The sequence below is a fragment of the Streptomyces capparidis genome (assembly GCF_054782095.1).
Genome location: NZ_BAAGTD010000017.1, coordinates 125857 through 148989, shown reverse-complemented (window position 1 = coordinate 148989; position 23133 = coordinate 125857). Strand labels below are relative to the sequence as shown.

General features: G+C 75.3%; 22 protein-coding genes. 7 read left to right on the top strand and 15 right to left on the bottom strand.

All coding sequences use genetic code 11. The features are described from left to right. From ACYVO2_RS16325 to ACYVO2_RS16295, 7 genes are all read left to right on the top strand, one after another. A partial coding sequence (locus ACYVO2_RS16325; protein WP_461008532.1) for a hypothetical protein occupies positions 1-192 on the top strand: 192 nt, incomplete at its 5' end. Next, entirely contained in the window at positions 189-1589 is a 1401-nt protein-coding gene (locus ACYVO2_RS16320) for an aspartate aminotransferase family protein (protein ID WP_461008531.1), read from the top strand. The genes ACYVO2_RS16325 and ACYVO2_RS16320, both read left to right, overlap by 4 nt. A gap of 92 nt (positions 1590-1681) precedes the next feature. Continuing rightward, a complete protein-coding gene (locus ACYVO2_RS16315) occupies positions 1682-2290 on the top strand; it encodes a helix-turn-helix domain-containing protein (RefSeq protein WP_461008530.1) in 609 nt (202 codons plus the stop codon). Positions 2291-2343: 53 nt separating this feature from the next. After that, a complete protein-coding gene (locus tag ACYVO2_RS16310; protein ID WP_461008529.1) occupies positions 2344-2475 on the top strand; it encodes a DUF6126 family protein in 132 nt (43 codons plus the stop codon). A gap of 72 nt (positions 2476-2547) precedes the next feature. Continuing rightward, on the top strand, positions 2548-2829 hold the full coding sequence (locus ACYVO2_RS16305) for a hypothetical protein (RefSeq protein WP_461008528.1): 282 nt from the start codon (positions 2548-2550) through the stop codon (positions 2827-2829). Further along, positions 2826-3395 carry a helix-turn-helix domain-containing protein gene (locus ACYVO2_RS16300; protein WP_461008527.1) on the top strand — a complete coding sequence of 190 codons (570 nt, stop codon included), beginning with the start codon at positions 2826-2828 and terminating at the stop codon, positions 3393-3395. The genes ACYVO2_RS16305 and ACYVO2_RS16300 overlap by 4 nt, the downstream gene beginning before the upstream one ends. A 10-nt stretch (positions 3396-3405) precedes the next feature. After that, positions 3406-3939 carry a GNAT family N-acetyltransferase gene (locus tag ACYVO2_RS16295; protein ID WP_461008526.1) on the top strand — a complete coding sequence of 178 codons (534 nt, stop codon included), beginning with the start codon at positions 3406-3408 and terminating at the stop codon, positions 3937-3939. On the opposite strand, the gene ACYVO2_RS16290 is transcribed toward ACYVO2_RS16295, so the two are convergent. The 15 genes from ACYVO2_RS16290 to ACYVO2_RS16220 all read right to left on the bottom strand — a co-directional run bounded on the left by ACYVO2_RS16290 (position 3936) and on the right by ACYVO2_RS16220 (position 22895). Then, the gene (locus ACYVO2_RS16290) at positions 3936-4937 is read right to left on the bottom strand and encodes a sugar phosphate isomerase/epimerase family protein (RefSeq protein ID WP_461008525.1); all 1002 of its coding nucleotides are present in this window, start codon (positions 4935-4937) and stop codon (positions 3936-3938) included. The two genes, ACYVO2_RS16295 and ACYVO2_RS16290, sit on opposite strands and share 4 nt — an antisense overlap. Then, on the bottom strand, positions 4927-6327 hold the full coding sequence (locus ACYVO2_RS16285) for an alkaline phosphatase family protein (RefSeq protein WP_461008524.1): 1401 nt from the start codon (positions 6325-6327) through the stop codon (positions 4927-4929). Before ACYVO2_RS16285 ends, ACYVO2_RS16290 begins: the two co-directional genes overlap by 11 nt. Then, a complete protein-coding gene (eboE, locus tag ACYVO2_RS16280; RefSeq protein ID WP_461008523.1) occupies positions 6324-7505 on the bottom strand; it encodes a metabolite traffic protein EboE in 1182 nt (393 codons plus the stop codon). The genes ACYVO2_RS16285 and eboE overlap by 4 nt, the downstream gene beginning before the upstream one ends. A gap of 5 nt (positions 7506-7510) precedes the next feature. After that, the gene (locus tag ACYVO2_RS16275) at positions 7511-8380 is read right to left on the bottom strand and encodes a TatD family hydrolase (RefSeq protein ID WP_461008522.1); all 870 of its coding nucleotides are present in this window, start codon (positions 8378-8380) and stop codon (positions 7511-7513) included. After that, positions 8381-9067 (bottom strand): EboA domain-containing protein, encoded by a 687-nt coding sequence (locus tag ACYVO2_RS16270; RefSeq protein ID WP_461008521.1) that lies wholly within the window; start codon positions 9065-9067, stop codon positions 8381-8383. Then, positions 9064-9915 carry a sugar phosphate isomerase/epimerase family protein gene (locus ACYVO2_RS16265; protein ID WP_461008520.1) on the bottom strand — a complete coding sequence of 284 codons (852 nt, stop codon included), beginning with the start codon at positions 9913-9915 and terminating at the stop codon, positions 9064-9066. Before ACYVO2_RS16265 ends, ACYVO2_RS16270 begins: the two co-directional genes overlap by 4 nt. Then, positions 9912-10763 carry an SCO3242 family prenyltransferase gene (locus ACYVO2_RS16260; protein WP_461008519.1) on the bottom strand — a complete coding sequence of 284 codons (852 nt, stop codon included), beginning with the start codon at positions 10761-10763 and terminating at the stop codon, positions 9912-9914. Before ACYVO2_RS16260 ends, ACYVO2_RS16265 begins: the two co-directional genes overlap by 4 nt. Then, complete coding sequence (locus ACYVO2_RS16255) at positions 10760-11872, bottom strand: inositol-3-phosphate synthase (protein WP_461008518.1); 1113 nt, start codon at positions 11870-11872, stop codon at positions 10760-10762. The genes ACYVO2_RS16260 and ACYVO2_RS16255 overlap by 4 nt, the downstream gene beginning before the upstream one ends. 465 nt (positions 11873-12337) lie before the next feature. Beyond that, positions 12338-14773 carry a PQQ-dependent sugar dehydrogenase gene (locus ACYVO2_RS16250; protein ID WP_461008517.1) on the bottom strand — a complete coding sequence of 812 codons (2436 nt, stop codon included), beginning with the start codon at positions 14771-14773 and terminating at the stop codon, positions 12338-12340. A gap of 372 nt (positions 14774-15145) precedes the next feature. Next, entirely contained in the window at positions 15146-16150 is a 1005-nt protein-coding gene (locus tag ACYVO2_RS16245; protein WP_461008516.1) for a sugar phosphate isomerase/epimerase family protein, read from the bottom strand. A gap of 46 nt (positions 16151-16196) precedes the next feature. Next, a complete protein-coding gene (locus tag ACYVO2_RS16240) occupies positions 16197-17423 on the bottom strand; it encodes a Gfo/Idh/MocA family protein (RefSeq protein ID WP_461008515.1) in 1227 nt (408 codons plus the stop codon). A 66-nt stretch (positions 17424-17489) separates the two neighbouring features. Beyond that, on the bottom strand, positions 17490-18530 hold the full coding sequence (locus ACYVO2_RS16235) for a substrate-binding domain-containing protein (RefSeq protein ID WP_461008514.1): 1041 nt from the start codon (positions 18528-18530) through the stop codon (positions 17490-17492). 216 nt (positions 18531-18746) lie between these two features. Further along, entirely contained in the window at positions 18747-19805 is a 1059-nt protein-coding gene (locus ACYVO2_RS16230) for an ABC transporter permease (protein ID WP_461008513.1), read from the bottom strand. Beyond that, entirely contained in the window at positions 19802-21289 is a 1488-nt protein-coding gene (locus tag ACYVO2_RS16225; protein ID WP_461008541.1) for a sugar ABC transporter ATP-binding protein, read from the bottom strand. Before ACYVO2_RS16225 ends, ACYVO2_RS16230 begins: the two co-directional genes overlap by 4 nt. 424 nt (positions 21290-21713) lie before the next feature. Continuing rightward, positions 21714-22895 carry an ROK family transcriptional regulator gene (locus tag ACYVO2_RS16220; protein ID WP_461008512.1) on the bottom strand — a complete coding sequence of 394 codons (1182 nt, stop codon included), beginning with the start codon at positions 22893-22895 and terminating at the stop codon, positions 21714-21716. Positions 22896-23133 lie beyond the last annotated feature (238 nt).

The window sequence follows — 23133 nt, the reverse complement described above, 5'->3', positions numbered from 1 at the left end:
GCGCAGGCGTTGCGGGATGCGGGGGTGGATGTGCCGTTGCGGGACTTCGGTGTGCCGCCGCGGTTCCTGGATCACGGGTCGCGGGGTGAGGTGCTGGCGGAGGTCGGGCTGACCGCACCCGACATCGCCCGCCAGGTGGAGGCGCTGGTGCGCAAGATCGAGGCCCAGCGGGAAGTCCGGGAAAGGCCGTGACCGGCGACTCCGGCGCCCCCGGCTTCGACCTGCGCGCCCTGCTGGACCGGCGCGGCGGCGAGCGCTACGAGCTGCACGGCAGGTACCTCAACCACCAACTGCCGCGCATGCTGCACACCATCGGCTTCGACAAGGTCTACCAGCGGGCCGAGGGCGCCTACTTCTGGGACGAGGACGGCGCGGACTACCTCGACATGCTCGCCGGATTCGGGGTGTTCGGGCTCGGCCGCCACCACCCGGTGGTCCGCAAGGCCCTGCACGACGTGCTGGACGCCGGGCTCGCCGACCTCACCCGGTTCGACTGCCCGCCGCTGCCGGGCCTGCTCGCCGAGCGGCTGCTCGCGCACAGCCCGCACCTGGACCGGGTGTTCTTCTGCAACAGCGGCACCGAGGCCGTCGAGAGCGCCCTGAAGTTCGCCCGCTGCGCCACCGGGCGCAGCAGGGTCCTGTACTGCGAGCACGCCTTCCACGGCCTGACCACCGGGGCGCTGTCCGTCAACGGCGAGGACGCCTTCCGCAAGGGCTTCGACCCGCTGCTGCCGGACACCCCCGTCCCGCTCGGCGACCTGGACGCGCTGCGCCACGAACTCGTCCGGGGCGACGTGGCCGCCCTGATCGTCGAGCCCATCCAGGGCAAGGGCGTGCACGAGGCCCCGCCCGGCTGGCTCGCCGCCGCGCAGGAGCTGCTGCACCGGCACGGGGCGCTGCTCATCGCCGACGAGGTGCAGACCGGCCTCGGCCGCACCGGCGACTTCTACGCCCACCAGCACGAGGAGGGCGTGGAGCCGGACATCGTCGCCGTCGCCAAGGCCCTGTCCGGCGGCTATGTGCCGGTCGGCGCGGCCGTCGCCAAGGGGTGGATCTTCGAGAAGGTCTACTCCTCCATGGACCGGGTGCTGGTCCACTCCGCGAGCTTCGGCTCCAACGCGCAGGCGATGGCGGCGGGCCTGGCCACCCTGGCCGTCATGGAGGACGAGGGGATCGTGGCGAACGCCAGGGCCACCGGCGAGTCGCTGAAGAAGCGGCTCACCGCGCTGGTGGACCGCTACGAGCTGCTGCACGAGGTGCGCGGGCGCGGCCTGATGATCGGCATCGAGTTCGGCAGGCCCGCGTCGCTCAAGCTGCGCGGGCGGTGGGCGATGCTCCAGGCGGCGCGCAAGGGGCTCTTCGCGCAGATGGTGGTGGTGCCCCTGTTCCAGCGGCACCGCATCCTCACCCAGGTCTCCGGGGACCACATGGAGGTGATCAAGCTCATCCCGCCCCTCATCATCGGGGAGCCGGAGGTGGAGCGGTTCGTCGGCGCGTTCACCGACGTGATGGACGACGCCCACCGCGGCAGTGGCCTGATGTGGGACTTCGGCCGGACACTGGTGAAACAGGCGCTGGCCCACCGCTAGGCGACGCCGCCCGCCGCCGCGGGTGGACACGGGATTTTGCCTCAGAGGCAAGTTCGTTGCCTCTGAGGCACCCTTGGTAGTTACATCTAGGTATGGCCCACCCTTCCGCGAGCTCCCCCGAGCAGGAGCTGCCGGGGCTCGGTCCCCGGCTGCGTGAGTACCGCCGTCGCGGCGGGCTCACCCTGGAGAACGCCGCCGCCAGGACCGGTCTCTCCCCGGCGCACCTGTCCCGCCTGGAGACCGGCCGCCGCCAGCCGTCCCTGCCGGTGCTGCTCGCGCTGGCCCGCTCCTACGGCGCCACGGTCTCCGACCTGCTCGGCGAGGAGAGCACCGAGCAGTCCCCGGTGATCCGCGCCGCCGCGATGGACCCCGTGCCCGCGGGCGGCTGGACGTACTGGCGGGCGGGCGGCCCCGGCCGGGCCATGCACGCGCTGCGGCTGTTCGTCCCGCCCGCCCTCCAGGACGACCTGGTGCGGGTGCACCCCGGCGAGGAGTGGCTGTACGTGACGGCGGGCCGCCTCCGGCTCACCCTGGGCGGCAGCACCCACCTCCTGGACCCCGGCGACTCGGCGCACTTCGACTCCCTCACCCCGCACCGCATCGCCGCGGCGTCCGGGGACGGGGTGCGGCTGCTGTTCGTCCACACCCTCCTCCAGAGCGCCGCCACGGCCCTGTGCGTGCCCCAGCCGCACCGGGGCTGAGGCGCCCGGCGCGCACCACCCACGCATCTCTGCGGCAAGGCAAGGAGCCACCCATGCTCGACGGAAACCGCCCCCCGGCCGATGGCAAGATCGGCAAGGCGGTGGGGGTGAGGCTGTTCGTCTACCTCGTCGCCGGGCACTTCGTCGCGTTCTTCTTCTGGCTGCTCTTCGAACTCGGCTCCTGAGCGGGCGCCGCCCCGCCCCGCCTTGAGGGGTTTTGGCAGGGGCTCTCGAGACCCCGTGCGGACCCTGGACCCATGACCTTCATACCCTGGGACGCCAAGTTCGAGGACGTGCTCCGCACCTGTCTGCCCGCCCTGACGCCCACCAGCACCCTGGACCCGGGGGCCGCGCTGCTGGGGTACGGCCTGGACGCGGCCTGCGCGGCCCGCATCATCGGTCAACTGGAGGACACCTACTGCGTGACCCTGCCGCCCGGGGCCGTGACCCCCGCGGCCACCCCGGTCTCGGTGTGGGAGGCGCTGGACGAGGCGGTGGAGCGCGCGTTTCTCGAAAGTGGGATATTCTCTCGCATGTGAGAGAAGCGGTGGAGGACGTCGACGCGCGCCTCGCGGCACGACTGGCCGGGCTGCGGGCCGAGCGCGGATGGTCGCTGGAGGAGCTGGCGCGGCGCTCCGGCGTGAGCCGGTCCACGCTGTCCCGGCTGGAGCGGGGCGAGATCAGCCCCACGGCGGCGCTGCTCAACCGGCTGTGCGCCGCGTACGAGCGCACCATGTCGCGGCTGCTCGCCGAGGTGGAGGAGCAGCCGCCGCCGGTGGTGGCGGCCGACCGGCAGACCGTGTGGGAGGACCCGGCGTCCGGCTTCACCCGCAGGTCCGTCTCCCCGCCGCACCCGTCGCTGCGCGGCGAGGTCGTCGAGGCCGTGCTGCGGCCCGGCGCGGACATCTCCTACGACGGGCCGCCCGTGCCCGGGGTCGAGCAGCACATCTGGGTGCTGGACGGTGCCCTGGAGGTCACGGCGGGCGGCGCCGTGCACACCCTGTCCGCGGGGGACTGCCTGCGCTTCCGGCTGTGGGGCCGCTCCCGGTTCCGCTGCCCGGGCCCCGGACCCGTCCGCTACGCCCTGCTGATCGTCCTGCCCTGAAGGAACACCTGTGCACACCATCACCCGCCTGTCCGCCGACGGGCTCCACGACAGCGTCAAGTCCCTCGCCGACCTGCTGGTGGACGCCGTCGGCGGCGGCGCCTCCCTCGGCTTCACCGACCCGTTCGACCACGAGGCCGCCGCCGCCTGGTGGCGCGCCAGGCACGGCGCCGTCGCCGGGGGCGCCCTCGCGGTGTGGGCGGCCCACGGGCGCGGCGGCGAGGTCACCGGCACCGTCAGCCTCGCCTTCGAGGACAAGCCCAACGGACGGCACCGCGCCGAGGTGCTGAAGCTGATGGTGCGCAGCGACGCCCGGGGCGCGGGCCTGGGCCGGGCGCTGCTGGCCGCCGCGGAGGCCGAGGCGGCCAGGGCCGGGCGCACCCTGCTGCTGCTGGACACCGAGACCGGCAGCGCGGCCGAGCACCTGTACCGCGCCGCGGGCTGGACCCCGTACGGCCTGGTGCCCGACTACGCCTCCGGCCCGGACGGCGCCGTCCTGAAGGACTGCACCTTCTTCTACAAGCGGCTCGCGCCTAGGGGTTAGCCGCAGCGCCGCAGATGGCGGTAGGAGCGGGCCGCCGTGCTCAGCGACCCGGCCGGGTTGGCGGCCGGGTTCGGCGCGTCGTCCCGCTCCACCTGCCAGTGGTGCGGGCCCCCGGTGCGCTCCACCGCGCGGATGAACCGGCGGTAGTCGATGTCGCCGTCGCCGACGTCGGTCATCCGGTAGCCGTCGCGGGTCGCCGGGTCCTTCACCCCGTCCTTGACGTGGAACAGCGGGAAGCGCCGCGGGTCGCGCAGCACGTAGCGCAGCGGGTCGAACGGCGCGGCCGTCCCGTCGGGCCGGACGGAGTACCGGAACACCGCCGAGTACGCCCAGTAGACGTCCAGCTCGAAGTACACCAGGCGCGGATCGGTCTCGGTGAGCATCAGGTCGTACAGCCGCACCGAGGGGCGGTCGTCGGCGAACGCGAACTCCTCGGCGTGGTTGTGCTGGTAGAATCGCATGCCCCGGGCGCGGGCCGCCGCCCCGTAGGTGTTGAAGTCCTCGGCGGCGCGCTTCCAGCCGTCCACGGTGGTGCCGTACCGGTTGGGGTTGCTGGGAGTGCCGATGTGGGTGAGGCCCAGCGCCTGCGCCTCGTCCAGCACCTTGGTGAGGTTGGTGGCGAAGGTGGTGGCGTTCGGGTCCGTCGACCAGTAGCCGACGTGGCTGCCGATCGCCGTCAGGCCGTTGTCCACCAGCAGTCGCCGCAGTTGTTCCAGGGTGATCGGGCCCGCCGAGCCCTGGGTGTACCCGGCCAGCTCCACCTGCCCGTACCCGATCCGGGACAGCTCCTCGAAGACCTCGGCGAAGCCGTGGGCGGCGATCAGGTCCCGGACGGTGTAGAGCTGGATGCCCAGGCGGCCGCGCGGCACCAGCGGGCCGCCGCCCTTCGCCGCGGCGGGCGCGGCGCCCAGCGCCACCGCGGCGGCGGCGGTGCCCGCGGCCGCGCCGAGTATGCCGCGGCGGGTCAGGGCCCGGCTCAGTTCCAGGTCACGGGGCATGGCGGTTCTCCTTGGGGTCGTCGGCTCCGGCCAGGCGGAGCAGCAGGGGCTTGACGTCGGTGGCGGCCAGCGGCTCCCCGGTGAGCGCGTCGGGGTCCGAGCACAGCAGGACGGGCCCCTCCGCGGGGTCGTCGGGCAGACGGCCGTGGCTGCCCCGCACACAGGACGGGTCCAGGGGGACCACGGCCATCCGGTAGCGCAGCCCGAGCCGCTTGCGGGCCAGCGCGGTCGCCGCCTTCAGCTTCACCAGCGGGTCGGCGGGGTCGAAGAACAGCTCGGCCGGGTCGTAGCCGGGCTTGCGGTGGATCTCCACGGTGCGCGCGAAGTCGGGCGCCCGCGCGTCGTCCAGCCAGTGGTAGTAGGTGAACCAGGCGTCCGGCTCGGCCACCGCCACCAGCTCCCCCGAGCGCGGGTGGTCCAGGCCGTGCCGGGCCTTGCCCTTGTCGGTGAGCACCTCGGCCACGCCGGGCAGTTGCCGCAGCACGTCCTGGGCGCGGCCCAGGTCGCCGGGGTCGCGGACGTACACGTGCGCCACCTGGTGGTCGGCCACCGCGAACGCCCGGGACGTCCACGGGTCCAGGTACTCCATCCCGGCCTGCGTGTACACCTCCAGCAGCCCGGCGCGGCGCAGCGCCCGGTTGACGTGGACGGGGCGGCGCACGGGTGTGATGCCGTACTCGGAGAGCACCACCACGGTGGCGCCCGCCGCCCGCGCGTCGTCCAGCAGAGGGCCGATCACCCGGTCCAGCTCGGCCGCGGCGGCGCGGGCGTGGCGGCCGTCGGGGCCGTGCCGCTGGAGGTCGTAGTCCAGGTGCGGGAGGTAGACCAGGGTGAGGTCGGGGTGCCGGGTGCGCAGCAGGTGGCGGGCGGCCTCGGCGATCCAGCGGGAGGAGTCCAGGGCGGCGGTCGGCCCCCAGTAGCGGAACAGCGGGAACGTGCCGAGGCGGTCGGTGAGCTCGTCGTGCAGCGCCGCCGGGCGGGTGTAGCAGTCCGGCTCCTTGCGGCCGTCGGCGTGGTACACGGGCCGCGGGGTGACCGTCCAGTCGGTGTCCGCGCCCATCGCGTACCACCAGCACACGTTGGCGACGGTGTACCCGGGGCGGGCGCGCCTCGCCGCGTCCCACAGCTTGTCGCCGCCGACCAGCGCGTTGTGCTGCCGCCACAGCAGCACCTCGCCCAGGTCGCGGAAGTACCAGCCGTTGCCGACCACGCCGTGCTCGGCGGGCGGGACGCCGGTGAGGAAGGTGGCCTGCGCCGAGCAGGTCACCGCGGGCAGCACCGTGCCCAGCGGCGCCCGGGAGCCGCCGCGGGCCAGCGCGGCCAGCCGCGGCATGTGGGTGAGCAGCCGGGGGGTCAGGCCCACCACGTCGAGCACCACGAGAGCGGTCACGGCAGCTCCTTCAGGCCGAGGTCGAGCAGCAGGTCGCGGGCGAGGGACAGCTCGGCGGCGATGCCGTCGGCGAGGCGGGCCGGGCCGCGCGGGCGCAGGTGCGGCGGCAGCACCTGCCAGGTGTAGGTCTCCACCTCCAGGTGCCGGGTGAGCGGCGCCGCCCCGCCGACCAGCAGCTCCAGGGTGCGCTTGAGCAGCGGCAGGGTGGAGGCCAGCGGCGGGCGCGGGTCGGCGTGCAGCGGCACGTGCAGGTGGACGCGCCACGGCCCGTCGCCGGGCAGCGCCTGCGGCCCGTCCAGGGCGAGGTCAAGGTCGTCGCGCCCCGTCACCGCGCCCGCCGCGCACTCCCTGGTCTGGTGCAGGAACCGCGGCTCGGCGAACGCGGCGAGCGCCCGCCGCACCTCGGGCCGCGCCGGGTGCTCGGCGTGCAGCGCCGCCGACAACTGCGCCTTGACCACCGGCACCCCGGCCGCGGCGAGCCCGGCCAGCGCCGCCCGCGGGTCCTCGAAGGCGGTGGCCAGGTGGCAGGTGTCCAGGCACACCCCGATCCGGTGTGGCGGCGGCCCGCCGGGCCCGGACAGCGCCCGCGCGGCCTGCTCGGTGGTCTCCACGGCGCAGCCCGGCTCCGGCTCCACCGCGACGCGCACCTCGCGCCCGGTCAGCTCCCGCAGCGCGTCCAGGCGGGCCGCCAGCGTGGTCAGGGCCGCCAGCGCGGCGGCGCGCGCCCGCGGCGGGAACGGCTCCCGCCAGGCCAGCGGCAGCGTGGACACGGTGCCCTCGGCGGCGTCGTCGGGCAGCAGCGCGGCCAGGATCCTGGCCAGGTCGGTGGTGTGGTCCAGCCGCTCGGGTTCGGTCCAGTCCGGCCGGTACACCGCGTACTTCACCCGCCGCTGCCCGAACCCCCGGTAGGGGAAGCCGTTGAGGGTGACCACCTCCAGGCCCCGCCGGTCCAGGTCGGCGCGGAGCCCGCGCAGCGCCGCCGGGTCCTGCACCAGGGCGCGGGCGGCGTCGCGGGCCAGCCACAGGCCGATGCCGAGCCGGTCCCTGGACAGGCGGCGGCGCACCGGCTCGCAGTGGTCGCGCAACTGGGCCCGCACCCCGTCCAGGGTCTCGGCGGGGTGGACGTTGGTGCAGTAGGCGAGGTGGACGGTGCTGCCGTCGGGGTGCTTGAAGCGCATCGGCGTCACCGGCCCGCGGGCGTGCCGCGCACGATGGAGTTGCCCTCGTGCAGCTCCGCCGCCTCGCGCGCCTCTCCCGCTGCGGCCAGGTCGAGGCGGCCGCTGAGCCCGTAGAACGCCACCGGGTTGCGCCACAGCACCCGGTCCACGTCGTCCTCGCCGAAGCCGTCCGCGAGCATCGCCTCGGCGACGCGGCGGGTCTTCAGCGGATCGCTGCGGCCCCAGTCGGCGGCGGAGTTCACCAGCATCCGCTCCGTGCCGTACTCGCGCAGCAGCCGCACCATCCGCCCCTCGTCCATCTTGGTGTCGGGGTAGACGGAGAAGCCCATCCAGCAGCCGCTGTCGGCGGCCAGGGCGATCGTGGTCTCGTTCAGGTGGTCCAGCAGCGCCCGCTCCGGCGGCAGCGCCGACTCGCGCAGCACGTCCAGGGTGCGGGCCACCCCGGCGGCCTTGTCCCGGTGCGGGGTGTGCACCAGGGCGGGCAGGCCGTGGTCGGCGGCCAACTGGAGCTGGGCGGCGAGCGCGGTGTCCTCGGCGGGCGTCATCGCGTCGTAGCCGACCTCGCCGACGGCCACCACCGAGTCCTTCAGCAGATAGCGGGGCAGCTCCTCCAGCACGGGCACGCAGCGTGGATCGTTCGCCTCCTTCGGGTTGAGGGCGAGCGCGCAGTGGTGGGCGATGCCGAACTGGGCGGCGCGGTACGGCTCCCAGCCGAGCAGGGAGTCGAAGTAGTCGAGGAAGCTGCCCACGTTGGTGCGGGGCTGGCCGAGCCAGAACGCGGGCTCCACCACGGCGAGCACCCCGGCGGCGCGCATCGCCTCGTAGTCGTCGGTGGTGCGGGAGGTCATGTGGATGTGCGGGTCGAAGATGCGCATTCACGCCTCCGTGGGCGGGTGGGGGGTGGTCAGGGCGAGGACGTGGGGGACGTCGTCGGGGACGGGGCGCCCCGCGGCGCGGCGCTCGGCGGCGTACGCGGTGAGCATGCGGCCGAGCTCGGCGTCGGCCCGCTCCCGCAGGCCCGCGACCGCGGAGACGGGCACCCCGGTGAACACGCACTTCAGGACGGCGTGCCGCCAGGCGTGCGGATCCAGGTGGCGGGCGGCGTACGGGCCGACGGCGGCGGCGACGAGACGGGTGTCGTTGGCGCGCAGCGCGTCGTGGACCAGCTCCACCGCCGCCGCCCCGACGGGCAGGTACGGCAGCGCGTACAGCACGGCGCGGCGCTCCGCGGCGTCCCCCTGGCGGTACAGCCGCGCGACGGTTCCGGCGTCGGCGCGGGCGGCGCGCAGGATCAGCGTCCGCGCGGCGTCCGCCGCGGTCCAGGCCGTCCCGGGCAGCGCCCTGCGCCCGACGTGCCGCCCGGCGCAGGTGAAGCACGCCTCCCAGGCGTCCCCCCGCCCGGCCGCCGCCACCGCCGAGTCCAGCCACCCCCGCGCGGCGGGCTCCAGCGCCGCGAACAGCGCGGCCGACACCTCCGAGGGAAGTTCGGGGGGCTCCGGGGGATCCACCCCGTCACCACCACCGGCGACCGCGGCCCCCCGCGACTCCACGGGCTCCCTCATACCGCCACCTCCACAGCGCAAGCGCGCAGGAACTCCAGCGAACTCGCCGCCAGCGCCGGGCCGGCGTGCGCATGCCGGGGCAGCTCCACGGAGACCAGCCCCTCGTACCCCGCGGCCCGCAGGGCACCCAGCACGGGCGGGAAGTCGATCTCCCCCTCGCCCAGCGGCAGGTGCTCGTGCACGCCCCGGCGCATGTCCTCGATCTGCACATGCGCCAGCCACGGCGCCGCCGCCGCGACGCACTCCGGCACGGGCTCCGGCTCCAGGCAGCGGCAGTGCCCGACGTCCAGGGTGAGCGCCAGCGCCGCGGGCTCGCCCAGCAGGCGGCGCAGCCGGTGGAACGCCGCGAGGGTGTCCACCAGCATCCCCGGCTCGGGCTCGAACGCCAGCGGCAGCCCGGCGTCCTCCGCCGCGGCGAGCACCGGCTCCAGCGCCCCGGCGAGCCGCGGCCAGGCCCGCTCCGGCGCGGTGCCCGGCGGCACCGTCCCGCTGAAGCAGTGCACGGCCCGCGCCCCCAGGTGCGCGCCCACCCGCACGGCCGTGCGCAGCAGCTCCACCCGCCGGGCGCGGGCGTCCGGGTCGGGGTCGAGCAGGCTCGGGCCGTGCTTGCGGCGCGGGTCGAGCACATAGCGGGCGCCGGTCTCCACGGCGACGGCGAGCCCGTGCCGCTCCAGGTCGCGGGCGACGTCGGCGGTGCGGCGGGCCAGGCCGGGGGCGCACGGGTCCAGGTGCATGTGGTCGAGCGTCAGCGCCACCCCGTCGTAGCCGAGGTCGGCGAGCAGCGCCAGCGCGTCCGCGAGGCGCAGGTCCGTCAACCCGTTGGTGCCGTAGGCGAAGCGCAGGCTCATGTCGGCGACACCCTCCTGGACAGCCGCCGGGCCACCGGCAGCAGGACGAGCAGCGCGGCGGCCCGGCGCTGCCCGCCGCTCCGCGCCGCGAGCGCCGCCTGGAGCGGCACCATCGCGTGGATCCCGGCGCCCACCCCGCGCCGCAGTCGGGCCGCGGTGGGCGAGCGCACCGCCCCGGCCAGCGGCACGCCCGCGGTGAGCGCGTACAGCGACGCGCAGGCGGCCGCCCGGCGGGAGGCCGTGCCCCGCCCCGCCGCCCACGCCACGCCCGCGGTGACCGCGAGCGCCCCCGCGGCCACCGGCCGGGGCCCGCCGCGCACCTCGTACCGGGAGACCGCGGTGACCGCCAGGGTGTGCGCGCCCAGGGCCGCCGCCGCGGGCAGGGCGCGGCGCGTCCCGGCCCCCGGGCCGCAGGCGGCGGCGCCCAGCAGCAGGTCCAGGGAGCGGGCCGCGGCCATCGCGGCCGGGCCGAGCGGGGTGCGCTTCGCCGCCAGGTCGTACGCCCACACGGTGCCGGCGAGCGCGGTGGCCACGGCCAGCGCCCGGCGGGAGCACGCCGCGGCGAGCCCGAGCCCGGCCGCGGTCAGGCCCGCGGCGGCGGCCAGGGCGGCGGCGGGGCGGATCCTGCCGGACGGCAGCGGGCGCTCCGGCCGCTCCTTCGCGTCCAGCTCCCGGTCCGCCCAGTCGTTGAGGGCCATGCCCGCCCAGTACAGGCACACCGAGCAGCCCGCGGCCAGCGCGGCCCGCCGCGGGTCCGCGCCGCCGGCCGCCGCCGCGCCGGCGAGGGTGTCCCCGGGCACGGTCAGCGCGGCCGGGCCGCGCACCAGTTCCACCCACGCGCCGCTCACGCCGCCTCCCGCAGCGTCCCGGCCAGGTCCAGCAGCGCCCGGTACTGGTCGGCCAGCGCCGCCGGGCCCTCGTCGGGGTCCTTGAAGTAGAAGCCGAGCCCGGGCACCGGCCCGGCCAGGCCCGCCCGGTGGGCCGCGGCCACCAGCCGCGCCAGGTCGAGCACCAGCGGCGCGGCCAGCGCCGAGTCGCAGCCCTGCCAGATCGTCTGGAGCACCATCCGGGTGCCGAGGAACCCCTCGAACGCCACGTGGTCCCAGGCGGTCTTCCAGTCGCCGAGCGCGGGGACGTTGTCGATGTGCGTGCCGCCCTCGGGCACCTCGCCGAGGGTGTCGGCGAGCACCCGCTCCTTGCCCGCGTTCTTCGCCGCGGCCGTGTCCGGGTCGGCCAGCGCCGCGCCGTCCCCGCCGCCGAGCAGGTTGCTGCCGGACCAGGCCAGCACCCGCAGCGCCCGCTGCGCCAGCATCGGCGCCAGCACCGAGCGCAGCAGGGTCTGCCCGGTCTTGCCGTCCCGCCCGGCGTGCGGCAGCCCGGCGGCGGCGGCCCGCTGCCGCAGGTCGCCCCAGTGCAGCCCGGCGGACGGGGTGAAGTTGACGTAGCCGCAGCCCGCGCGGACCGCGGCCGCCGCGTACCGGGCGCTGGGCGGGGTGCGGCCGCCGGCGGGCGGTGCGGGCTCCGCGGTGGCCACGTTGACCACCACGGTGCGGGCCAGGCCGTGCGCGCGGGTGAACGCGGTGATGTCCGCGGCGAGCGCCGCCACCGCCTCCTCGTCGTCGCCCCCTTCCGCGGCGCCGGGCCGCACCTCGGCGTCGGCGGCCTCCAGCGCGGCGTGCACCGCCCGCGGCAGCGCGGCCGGCAGCACGCCGCCGTCGGCCAGTTGCTCCGCGCGCTTGGGCAGCGGGGTGGGGACGACGTCGTGGCCGCCGAAGACCAGCCGCGCCGTCGGCGGCAGCCCGCACCCGGCGAACGCGGGCTGCTCGGTGACCATGCCGGTCGGGGGCCGGAGCCCGGCGGAGACGGCGGCGCAGCCGGCGATGGCGGTGGTGGCCACGGAGCCGCGCGCGCCGATGAGCCAGACGCCGGTGGCGTCCGGGTGCGTGGGTGCTGTCACGGGAGCCTCCAGGGATCGGAGTGGTGGATGCGGCGGGGACGGCGGTCGGCGTCCGCGTCCCCGCCGCGGGCCCCGCCCGGCGGCCGCCGGGCGGGGGGAGGGCCGACGGCGGGCGCGAGCCCCCTCGCGCCGCCGACGGAGTGCGTGCGCGGGCGGCAGGGCGCGCACGCGGCTGTCCGGCCCGCCGCGGCGGGCCCGGCTCCCGGCAGTGACGTCGTTGATCTTCACCCCGCTGAGCCATACCCGCGCCCGCTCGCTCCCGACGCGCGCGGGGCGGCGGTTCCACCCGCCCGGGGGGTCGGGGACGGCGACGCATGCGGCGCTCCTTCGCTGGGGTGTCCGACCGTGTGACAACCGCACGGGCCGTCCGCGCGCCCGCCCCGGACTCCCCGCCGTCCGGGGCGGGCGGCGGCCCGGGGCCCGCGGCGGGGGCCGGGCGGGCCCGGCCCCCGCCGCGGACGGGTCTCAGCGGGTCGTCAGCGTGAAGTCGTCCACGTCGTACAGCGCGCCGGTACCGCCCCGGAACACCAGGTACAGCGTGGTCGTGCGGCGCGGCGCGTCGGCCAGTGGCGCCGTCACGTCCCGGTACTGCTCCCAGCCGCCCGTCACCGGCACCCGCGCCGAGCCGAGCAGCCGCCCGTCGGGGGCGCCCGCGCGGACCTCCAGCACACCGCCCTTGCCGCCGGAGGCGATCCGCGCCGTCAGGCCGGTGGCGTCCCGCAGCAGGTACGGCCGGAAGGCGATCCAGTCGCCGTCGTGCACGTCCCCGACGGTGCGCCCGCCGTGCGCCGGGCCGTGCGCGGTCACCTTCACCCCGGACGCCTCGCCGAAGTGCTCGGCCTGGCGGTGCCTGGGCTGCATCAGCGCCTCGTCCTCGCCGGTCAGCGCGGGCTGCCCGCCGCCGCCGAGGTCGGTGTACCGGGCGTGGACCACCCCGAAGATGTTGGCGTTCGGGTCGTGCTCGCCGTCGGCCGAGGTGGGCAGCGTGCCCGTGCAGCCGTTCGCCGAGGTCTCCGGGTGGCCGTGGCTGTCGTGGCCGAGCACATAGGTGACCGTCACCCGGGAGCAGTCGACGCGGCGGTCCTCCGGGTCGGTGACCCGCACCTCGAACGGGATGTCGTCGCCGAACGTGAACGGCGTCCCGTCCGCCGGGAGCCGCAGCGTCACCGTGGGCGCGGTGTTGCCGACGGTGACCTGCACGCTCGCCGACCCGGTGCGCCCGCCGGGGTCGGTTGCGGTGACGGTCGCGGTGTACTGGCCCTTCTTGCGGTAGACGTGCACCGGGTCCGCGGCGTCCGACGACGTGCCGTCACCGAAGTCCCACCGGTAGGTCAGCGCGTCCCCGTCGGCGTCGCTCGCGGTGGAGGCGAACGCCACCCGCAGCGGGGAGCGGCCCGAGGTGCGGTCGGCCGCGGCCTCCACCACCGGGGAGAAGCCGTCGGTGGCGTTCTCTATGCGGTACAGCGCCGAGTGCTCGTCGCCGCCGAACCAGTTCCGGCCGTAGTCGAGCACGTACAGCGCCCCGTCGGGGCCGAACGCGGAGTCCATCACCTGGGTGCCGGTCCACGGGAAGTCGTGGATCGCGGTGACCGCGCCGTCCTCGTCCTGCTCGATCCGCTTGATCCACTCCCGGCCGAACTCGGTGGCGAAGTAGTCCCCGTCGTAGGAGGACGGGAACGCCACCCGCGAGTCGGAGTCCGCGTCGTACCGGTAGACCGCGCCGCCCATCGGCGACTCGGAGCCGTCGCCGAGCTCGGGCACCGAGCCCCCGTCGTAGGGCAGCCACGCGGGCTGTGCCGGGGGCAGGTCGGTCAGGCCGGTGTTGTGCGGCGAGGTGTTCTTCGGCGCCGCGCAGTCGAACGGCTGCCCGGACTCGCCGGTGGCGAAGTCGTAGTCCACGTAGGGCTCGTTCTCGCCCACGCAGTACGGCCACCCGAAGTTGCCGGGGCCGGTGACGCGTTCGAACGCCACCTGCCCGCCGGGGCCGCGCGCCGGGTCGGCCTTGCCCGCGTCCGGCCCGTACTCGCCGACGTGGACGACACCGGTCGGCTTGTCCACGCTGATCCGGAACGGGTTGCGCAGGCCCATGGCGTAGATCTCGGGCCGGGTCTTCGGCGTGCCCGGTGCGAACAGGTTGCCCTCGGGGACGGTGTACGAGCCGTCCTCGGCCACCTTGATCCGCAGGATCTTGCCGCGCAGGTCGTTGGTGTTGCCGGCGGTGCGCTGCGCGTCGTACGCCGGGTTGCGCCCGGCGCGCTCGTCGATGGGGGTGTAGCCGTCGGAGGCGAACGGGTTGGTGTCGTCGCCGGTGGACAGGTACAGGTTGCCCTGCGCGTCGAAGTCGATGTCCCCGCCGACGTGGCAGCAGGTGCCGCGGGTCGCCGGGACGTCCAGGACCTTCTTCTCGCTGGCGGTGTCCAGGGTGCCGTCGGGCCGCAGCACGAACCGGGACAGCCGGTTGACGCCGTCGAACGGCGCGAAGTCCGCGGGCGTGCCCTCGGCGGGGGCGTCGCCGGGCGGCGTGTCCAGCTTCGGCGCGTAGTACAGGTAGATGAACCGGTTGGACGTGAAGCCGGGGTCCACCCCGACGCCCTGGAGCCCCTCCTCGTCGTGGGAGTAGACCTGGAGCCGGCCCGCGACCCGGGTCAGCCCGGACGCCGTGGTCAGCCGCAGGGTGCCGTCCCGGGAGGTGTGCAGGACGGACCGGTCGGGCAGCACCGCGAGCGATATCGGCTCGCCCGTCTCCGGCTCGCCCTTGGCGAGGGTGACCTGCTGGAACGTCTCGGCCAGCGGGGCCGACGCGGCCGGGCCCGGCGCGGCCGTCCCGGTGGCGGTCAGGCCCGTCGTGGCGAGCAGTGCGCCCGCGCAGAGGGCGAGGGCTTGTCTGAATCTCCTGTGCACGTGCGTCCTCCTGCGAGGGTCGGTCAGTCGCTGGCACAGGCGCGCGCCGACGCGCCGAGGGCCGCCGCCACCCGGGGAGGGGGCTCGGAGGGCGGGGCGGCCGGGGTGGAGTCAGGGAGAGCGGGCGGGTCCGGCCGGGTGCCGCCGGGAGCCCTTTTCCACCGCTCATCAGCGAAGGTAACGACTTCTTCCCGAATAGGAAACCCTTTTGACACAATGGAGCTGACTTCATCTCAGCGCGGGACAAAGAGCCCAGCGGCGATACCCCGCCGGGCGACTTCCCCGGCGGGGTGACCTCGTGCTGCCGCGCCTGCCGGCGCGCCCGGGCGGCCCGCCGGGCAACCCTTCAGGACTACCCGGCGGACGGCCCGCTCAGGCGCCGCTGTCGAACGCCGAGTCGAACGACGTCGTCGGCGGAGGGAAGTCCAGTTGCCGCAGATGGGCCAGCGCCTCCGGCGCCCCGGCCAGCCGGTCCATCCCGGCGTCCTCCCACTCCACGGAGATCGGACCCTCGTACCCGATGGCCCGCAGCATCCGGAACACGTCCTCCCACACCACGTCGCCGTGCCCGGCCGAGACGAAGTCCCAGCCGCGCCGCGGGTCGCCCCACGGCAGGTGGGAGCCCAGGCGCCCGTTGCGGCCGTCCAGGCGCTTGCGGGCGTCCTTGCAGTCCACGTGGTAGATCCGGTCCCGGAAGTCGTACAGGAAGCCCACCGGGTCCAGGTCCTGCCACACCATGTGGCTCGGGTCGAAGTTCAGCCCGAACGCCGGGCGGCGGTCCACCGCCTCCAGGGCCGCGTGCGTGGTCCAGTAGTCGTAGGCGATCTCACTGGGGTGCACCTCCAGGGCGAACCGCACGCCCTCGGCGTCGAACACGTCGAGCACCGGGTTCCACCGCTCGGCGAAGTCGGCGTACCCCCGCTCGATCATCGACGCCGGCGCGGGCGGGAACATCGCCACCGTGTGCCAGATGGACGAGCCGGTGAACCCGACCACGGTGGTCACGCCGAACGCGGCCGCGGCGCGCGCGGTGTCGGCCATCTCCTTGGCGGCCCGGCGCCGCACCCCCTCGGGGTCGCCGTCGCCCCAGATCCGGCCCGGCAGGATGCCGCGGTGCCGCTCGTCGATCGGGTGGTCGCACACCGCCTGGCCCACCAGGTGGTTGGAGATCGCCCAGCAGCGCAGCCCGTACTTCTCCAGCAGGGCGTGCCGCCCGGCGAGGTAGCCGTCCTCGGTCAGGGCCCGGTCCACCTCGAAGTGGTCGCCCCAGCAGGCCAGCTCCAGGCCGTCGTAGCCGAAGTCGCGGGCCAGCCGGCAGACCTCCTCCAGCGGCAGGTCGGCCCACTGGCCGGTGAACAGGGTGAAGGGTCGTGGCACGGAAAGCCTCCGTAGGGTGCGGATACGGGTGTCGGTCGCGGGGCGGTCACACCGGCGCGGGCTGCGCCGCCTGCGGCACGGGCGTGTACGCGCTGCCGTTCGCCGCGCTGGCCTCCACGGCGGCGAGCACCCGCTGGACCTGGAGCCCGTCGGCGAACGACGGTTCGGGGCGCCGCCCGTGCGCGATCGCCTGCACCAGGTCGCGGGCCTGGTGCACGAACGTGTGCTCGTAGCCGAGCGGGTGCCCGGCGGGCCACCACGCCTCCAGGTACGGGTGCTCCGGCTCGGTGACCAGGACCCGGCGGAAGCCCGCGTCCACGGCGGGCGCGGTGTGGTCGTGGACGTGCAGCTCGTTGAGCCGCTCCAGGTCGAACGCGAGGCTGCCGAGCTCCCCGTTCAGCTCGATGCGCAGCGCGTTCTTGCGGCCCGCCGCGAACCGGGTCGCCTCGAACGACGCCAGCGCCCCGGAGGCGAACCGGCCGGTGAACAGCGCGGCGTCGTCCACGGTGACCCGGCCGCGCGGCGGCCCTTCCCCGTTGTCCGACGCCTCGGCCGACGCGGACAGGCCCCGCGACCCGGTGGGCAGGGGGCGCTCGCGCACGAACGTCTCCGTCAGCGCGGACACCCCGGTGAGCGGCTCGCCCGCCAGGTACTGCGCCAGGTCCACGATGTGCGCGCCGAGGTCGCCCAGCGCCCCGGAGCCGGCGTGCTCCCGGCGCAGCCGCCACACCAGCGGGAACTCCGGATCGACGATCCAGTCCTGGAGGTAGGCCGCCCGCACGTGGCGCAGCGCCCCCAGCCTCCCCTCCGCCACCAGGCGCCGGGCGTACGTCAGCGCGGGCGCCCGCCGGTAGTTGAACCCCACCATGGCCACCACCCCGCGCTCCGCGGCGCGGGCGGCGGCCTCGGTCATCGCCTCGGCCTCGGCGACGGTGTTGGCGAGCGGCTTCTCGCACAGCACGTGCTTGCCCGCCTCGAGCGCGGCCAGCGCGATCTCGGCGTGGCTGTCCCCCGGGGTGCAGATGTCCACCACCTGGACATCGTCGCGGGCCACCAGCGCCCGCCAGTCGGTCTCGGTCGCGGCCCAGCCGTGCCGCCGGGCGGCCTCGCGCACCGCCGCCTCGTCCCGGCCGCACACGGCGGCCATCACCGGCCGCAGCGGCAGGTCGAAGACGCGGCCGACGGTGCGCCAGCCCTGGGAGTGCGCGGCCCCCATGAAGGCGTATCCGACCATGCCCACCCCCAGGGCGGGCGTGCCGTGCTCACTGTCCATCGGTTCTCCTCCAGGTCTCGTGCCCGCCCGGGCCGCCGGGCCGGGCGGGGCACCGGTTCGGCCGGTTCAGCGGAAGCCCGTGGCCAGGTAGTCGTCCACGTTGTCCTTGGTCACCACGGCGGAGTAGAGGGTGACCGTCGCCGGGATCTCCAGCTCGGCCATGCCGCCGATGCCCCGGCCCTGGGCGAGCGCGCGGGCCAGGTCGATCGCGGACGCCGCCATCGTCGGCGGGTACAGGACCGTGGCCTTCAGCACCGTGTTGTCCGCCTTGATGGCGTCCATGGCGTGCCGGGACCCGGCGCCGCCCACCATCAGGAACTCGTCGCGGCCGGCCTGGGCGATGGCCCGCTCGGCGCCGACGCCCTGGTCGTCGTCGTGGTTCCACAGGGCGTCGAACTTCGGCTCGGCCTGGAGCAACTGCGCCATCTTGGCCTGGCCGGACTCGACGGTGAACTCGGCGGCCTGCCGGGCCACCTTCCTGATGTTCGGGTAGTTCTTCAGCGCGTCGTCGAAGCCCTGGGTGCGCTGGCGGGTCAGCTCCAGGCTGTCCATCCCGGCCAGCTCCACCACCTTGGCGTTGCGCCTGCCCTTGAGCTGCTCCCCGATGAAGTGGCCGGCGTTCAGGCCCATGCCGTAGTTGTCGCCGCCGATCCAGGTGCGGTAGGCCTGCGGCGAGTCGAAGATCCGGTCCAGGTTGATCACGGGGATCCCGGCGCGCATGGCCTTCAGGCCCGTCTGGGTGAGCGCCTTGCCGTCGGCCGGCAGGATCACCAGGACGTCGACCTTCTTGTTGATCAGGGTCTCGATCTGCCCGATCTGCTGGGCGGTGTCGTTGGACCCCTCGGTGATCTCCAGGGTGACGTCCGCGTACTTCTTCGCGCGGGCCTTGGCCTGCTCGTTGATCGCGTTCAGCCAGCCGTGGTCGGCCTGGGGGCCGGCGAAGCCGATGGTGACGGGCTTGCCGGACTCGTCGGCGGCGGGCTGCGCCGCAGGCTGCTCACCGCCGTCGCCGTCGTTGTTCTCGTTGCTGGTGCAGGCACCGAGCGCGGCGGTCGCGGACAGCGCGGCACCACCGAGGAGGAGCCGTCTGCGGGAGGGGGAGCGCATGGGCACGGCCTTTCTGGGTCGGGATCGGGTGTGGCGACTCGAGGCGGACGGAGGGAGGGGACTCGCCCCGGTGGGGGCCCGGGCGACAGCCCCGTCGGGTCGCGGGGGCGGCAGTCCCCGGCGCGGCCCGGGCGGCGGGCCCTCCCGCGGGGGTCCGGGGGCGCGGCCCCCGGCGGGGGGCCCGGGGGCGGAGCCCTCCGGCCTCCGGGGGAACCCTCACCCGCCCTCCCCGGCGTCCCGCGCCGTCCTGCGCTGCACCAGGACGGCGGCGACGATGATCGCGCCCTTGGCGATCTGCTGGGCGTCGCTCTGGAGGTTGTTCAGGGCGAAGATGTTGGTGATCGTCGTGAAGATCAGCACACCGAGCACCGACCCGGTGATGGTGCCGCGCCCGCCGCTGAGCAGCGTGCCGCCGATGATGGCCGCGGCGATGGCGTCGAGCTCGTACAGGTTGCCGTTGGTGTTCTGGCCGGAGCCGGTCATCACGATCAGCATGAACGCGGCGATGCCGCAGCACAGGCCGGACAGCAGGTACAGCAGCAGCCGGTGCCGCCGCACGTCGATCCCGGCGAGCCGGGCGGCCTCGGCGTTGCCGCCCACGGCCACGGTGTGCCGGCCGAACGTGGTGCGCTTGAGCAGCAGCCAGCCCAGCACCGTCACCCCGGCGAAGATCAGCACCAGCGGCGGAATGCCCAGGATGTAGGACTCCTTGTAGCCCAGCTCCAGCAGGGTTCGGTTCTCCACCACCTGGGTGCTGCCGTCGCTGATCTGGAGCGCCAGGCCACGCGCCGACGCCAGCATGGCCAGCGTCGCGATGAACGGCACCATGCCGCCGTAGGCGATCAGCAGCCCGTTGACCGCGCCGCAGCCGACGCCGACCGCGATCGCGCAGAACAGGATGCCGCCCAGCCCGTACTCCTGCGTGGCCACGGTGGTCGCCCACACGGTGGACAGCGCCACGATCGCGCCCACCGACAGGTCGATGCCCCCGGAGGTGATCACGAACGTCATGCCGACGGTGACCACGCCGATGACGGAGGACTGCGTCAGCACCAGCGTCAGGTTGTCGGTGGACAGGAACTGGTCCGGCTCGGTGAACCCGCCCAGCGCGACCAGCGCGGCCAGCACGCCGAGCAGGGTGAGGTTGCGCAGGTCGAGCACGCGCACCACGGCGGCGGCACTCCATCTGCCCCGGTCCTGCGGGGACTTCCCGGGCGGGCCCGCGTCCCCCTTCTCCAGGACCGCGCCGGTCGCTGACTCGGGTGCGGCGCTCATACGGGACTCCCTTCCATGACGAGGTCGAGCACACGGTGTTCGTCGAGCCCGGCCGCGTCCCCGGTGTGCACGGCGCGGCCCTCCCTGAGCACCACCACCCGGTCGGCGAGGCCGAGCACCTCGGGCACCTCGCTGGAGACGAGCAGCACCGCGAGGCCGGCGTCCGCCAGCCGCCGGATCACCGCGTACAGCTCCGCGCGGGCGCCGACGTCCACGCCGCGGGTGGGCTCGTCCAGCAGCAGCACCCGGCAGCCGCGCAGCAGCCAGCGGGCGAGCACCGCCTTCTGCTGGTTGCCGCCGGAGAGGGTGCGCACGGGCCGGTCCGGGTCGTCGGGGCGCAGGGACAGCTCGCGGATGCGGGCGTGCGCCGCCTCCCGCTCCCGCCGCCGGTCCACCCACCCGGCGCGGGAGAACCGGCCCAGGCAGGCGAGCGAGACGTTGCGGGTGACGGACTCCAGCATCAGCAGCGCCTGCGCCTTGCGCTCCTCCGGGGCGAGGCCGAGTCCCGCGCGCACCGCGGCCCGCACGCTGCCGGGCCGCAGCGGGCGGCCGTCCACCAGCACCCGGCCCGCCGTGGGCCGCCGCGCGCCGTAGACGGTCTCCAGGATCTCGGTGCGGCCCGAGCCGACCAGGCCGGCCAGCCCCACGATCTCGCCGGGCCGCACCGCCAGGTCCACCGGCCCGAACTCGCCCTCGCGGGCCAGCCCCTCGACCACCAGCACCGGCTCCCGCTCGGTGCGCGGCGCCCGCGTCCGCTCCGGGAAGACGTACTCCACGTTCCGCCCGGTCATCAGGGCCACCACCTCGCGGGTCGGGGTGGTGCGGGCGGGCAGGCCGCGCGCGACGGTGCGGCCGTCCTTGAGCACCGTGACCCGGTCCCCGATGCGGCGGATCTCCTCCAGGCGGTGGGAGATGTACACCACGCTCACCCCGGCGCCGGTCAGGTCGCCGACGATGCGGAAGAGGTTGTCCACCTCGTCGTGGTCCAGCACCGCCGACGGCTCGTCCATCACGATCAGCCGGGCGTCGTGCGACAGGGCGCGGGCCATGCTGACGACCTGCTTGCCCGCGGCGGACAGGTCGCCGACCCTGCGGTCCGGGTCGATCTCGGGGTGGCCGAGCCGGGAGAGCAGCCCCGCGGCGGCGGCCTTGGCGCGCCCTCCCCTGATCACCCCGGCGGTGGCGTGCTCGTGCCCGAGGAAGACGTTCTCCGCCACCGTCAGGCCGTCCACCAGGTCCAGCTCCTGGTAGATGGTGGCGATGCCCAGCTTCATGGCGGCCACGGGGGAGGACGGGGAGACGGGCTCGCCGCGCCAGGTGATGGTGCCGGAGTCGGGGCGGTGGGCGCCGGCGAGGACCTTGATGAGGGTGGACTTGCCCGCGCCGTTCTGGCCGAGCAGGCAGTGCACCTCGCCGGGCGCGACGTCCAGGTCCACGCCGTCCAGGGCGCGCACGCCGGGGAACGTCTTGACGATGCCGCTCATCTCCAGCAGCGGCGGTGGGGAGGAGGGATCGGGTGGGACCACGGCGGTCTCCTGATGGAAGGTTCTTGATCAAGGCATGACAAGGTCGCCGGTGTGCCGGCTCGGCTGCGGTGCGCGTCGTCGGGTGCGGGTGCCCGGCCGGTGCCGGGGTCGCCGGCACACGGGGACGGTGGTCGTCGGTGCTCGTTCGTGCTGCGCTCGGTGGTGCAGGGCCCGGTGGTCCTCGGCCCGTCGTTCTCGGCCCGTCGTTCTCGGCCGGTCGTTCTCGGTTCGGTCGTTCTCGGTCAGGTCGCCCCGGGCCGGTCGTGCCGGTCCGTTCGGTGCGCTCGTGCCTGCCCCTCGCGGGGCGCGTTCGGTCGTGCCGCCCGCCGCCGGTCCGTCGCCGGGCCGCCGCCGTGCCGTCCCGCCTGCCCGCGGACGCGGATCAGGCGGGCGAGAATATGTGGTCGCTGATGAGGCGGGTCGCCCCCACCACCCCGGCCAGCGGGCCCAGCTCGCTCAGCGCGATCGGCAGGTTCCCCGTGGCCAGGGGCAGCGACTGCCGGTACACCTGGCTGCGGATGCTGGCCAGCAGCGTGTGGCCGAGCCCGGTCAGGCCCCCGCCGATCACCACCAGGCCCGGGTTGAAGAAGCTCACCAGACCGGCGATCACCTGCCCGGTGCGCAGCCCGCCCTGACGGATCAGCTCGATCGCGGGGCCGTCGCCGCCCGCCGCGGCCGAGGCCACGTCCGACGCGGTCAGCCGCCCCGCGTCCGCGAGCCGCGCGGCCAGCGCCGCCGACTCGCCGGAGGCCGCCACCGCCTGCGCGTCCCTGGCCAGGGCCGAGCCGCCGAAGTACGCCTCCAGGCAGCCCCGGTTGCCGCAGGCGCAGGCCAGCCCGTCCGGCACCGCCTGGATGTGCCCGATGTCGCCCGCGCTGCCGGTGACGCCCCGGTACACCTCGCCGCCCACCACGATGCCGCAGCCGATGCCCGTGCCGATCTTCACGCACAGGAAGTCCCGCACCGTGCGCGCCACCCCGGCGTGCTGCTCGCCCAGCGCCATCAGGTTCACGTCGTTGTCCACCAGCACCGGGCAGCCCAGCTCCTGGCTCATCACCTCCCGCACCGGGAAGCCGTCCCAGCCCGGCATGATCGGCGGCGCCACCGGCACGCCCTCGGGGAACCGCACCGGACCCGGCACGCCGACCCCGGCGCCGTCGAACCGCTCGGCCACGCCCGAGTCCCTGAGCTTCGCCGCCATCGCGAGCACCTGCTCGAACACGGCGACAGGTCCCTCGCGCACGTCCATCGGCTGGGTGAGGTGGCCCAGCACCTCCAGCTCGGGGTTGGTCACGGCGACGTCCACCGAGGTGGCGCCGATGTCCACGCCGAGGAACCGCAGCGAAGGAGCGAGCCGGATGTTGTGCGACCGCCGCCCGCCCCGGGACGCCGCCAGGCCGTCCGGCACGACGAGCCCGGTCTGGAGGAGCCGGTCGACCTCGACGGCCAGCTTGGAGCGGGAGAGCTCCACCTGGTCCCCGAGCTGCGCCCGCGACTGCGGTCCCTGGTCGCGCAGCAGCTTCAGCAGGCGCGCCTGGTCCGCGTTCGCGGGTCGAGCCGTCATCCGTCTCACGCCACCTCCCGACATCCCGACGTGGGCCTGGCTTTCACGGGGGACCGTAGCACCGGCGAACCGGGCGAGGAAGAACTTGCGCAGAACCCGATCCGACTTTTTCCCGGGCCAGGACAAAGTGGAGCCGGGCACTCCCTTCCCGCCCCTCCTCCGGCCCCTCCCCGCCCCGGGAACGCGAAGAGCGCGGGGCGCCACCCGGGCACCCCGCGCTCCTCGATCAGCTCACACG

Coding starts and splice junctions, on each gene's coding strand:
- ACYVO2_RS16315 (WP_461008530.1), top strand. CDS start 1,682: ATGGCCCACCCTTCCGCGAGCTCCCCCGAGCAGGAGCTGCCGGGGCTC.
- ACYVO2_RS16310 (WP_461008529.1), top strand. CDS start 2,344: ATGCTCGACGGAAACCGCCCCCCGGCCGATGGCAAGATCGGCAAGGCG.
- ACYVO2_RS16305 (WP_461008528.1), top strand. CDS start 2,548: ATGACCTTCATACCCTGGGACGCCAAGTTCGAGGACGTGCTCCGCACC.
- ACYVO2_RS16290 (WP_461008525.1), bottom strand. CDS start 4,937: ATGCCCCGTGACCTGGAACTGAGCCGGGCCCTGACCCGCCGCGGCATA.
- eboE (WP_461008523.1), bottom strand. CDS start 7,505: ATGCGCTTCAAGCACCCCGACGGCAGCACCGTCCACCTCGCCTACTGC.
- ACYVO2_RS16275 (WP_461008522.1), bottom strand. CDS start 8,380: ATGCGCATCTTCGACCCGCACATCCACATGACCTCCCGCACCACCGAC.
- ACYVO2_RS16270 (WP_461008521.1), bottom strand. CDS start 9,067: ATGAGGGAGCCCGTGGAGTCGCGGGGGGCCGCGGTCGCCGGTGGTGGT.
- ACYVO2_RS16265 (WP_461008520.1), bottom strand. CDS start 9,915: ATGAGCCTGCGCTTCGCCTACGGCACCAACGGGTTGACGGACCTGCGC.
- ACYVO2_RS16240 (WP_461008515.1), bottom strand. CDS start 17,423: ATGGACAGTGAGCACGGCACGCCCGCCCTGGGGGTGGGCATGGTCGGA.
- ACYVO2_RS16235 (WP_461008514.1), bottom strand. CDS start 18,530: ATGCGCTCCCCCTCCCGCAGACGGCTCCTCCTCGGTGGTGCCGCGCTG.
- ACYVO2_RS16230 (WP_461008513.1), bottom strand. CDS start 19,805: ATGAGCGCCGCACCCGAGTCAGCGACCGGCGCGGTCCTGGAGAAGGGG.
- ACYVO2_RS16225 (WP_461008541.1), bottom strand. CDS start 21,289: ATGAGCGGCATCGTCAAGACGTTCCCCGGCGTGCGCGCCCTGGACGGC.
- ACYVO2_RS16220 (WP_461008512.1), bottom strand. CDS start 22,895: ATGACGGCTCGACCCGCGAACGCGGACCAGGCGCGCCTGCTGAAGCTG.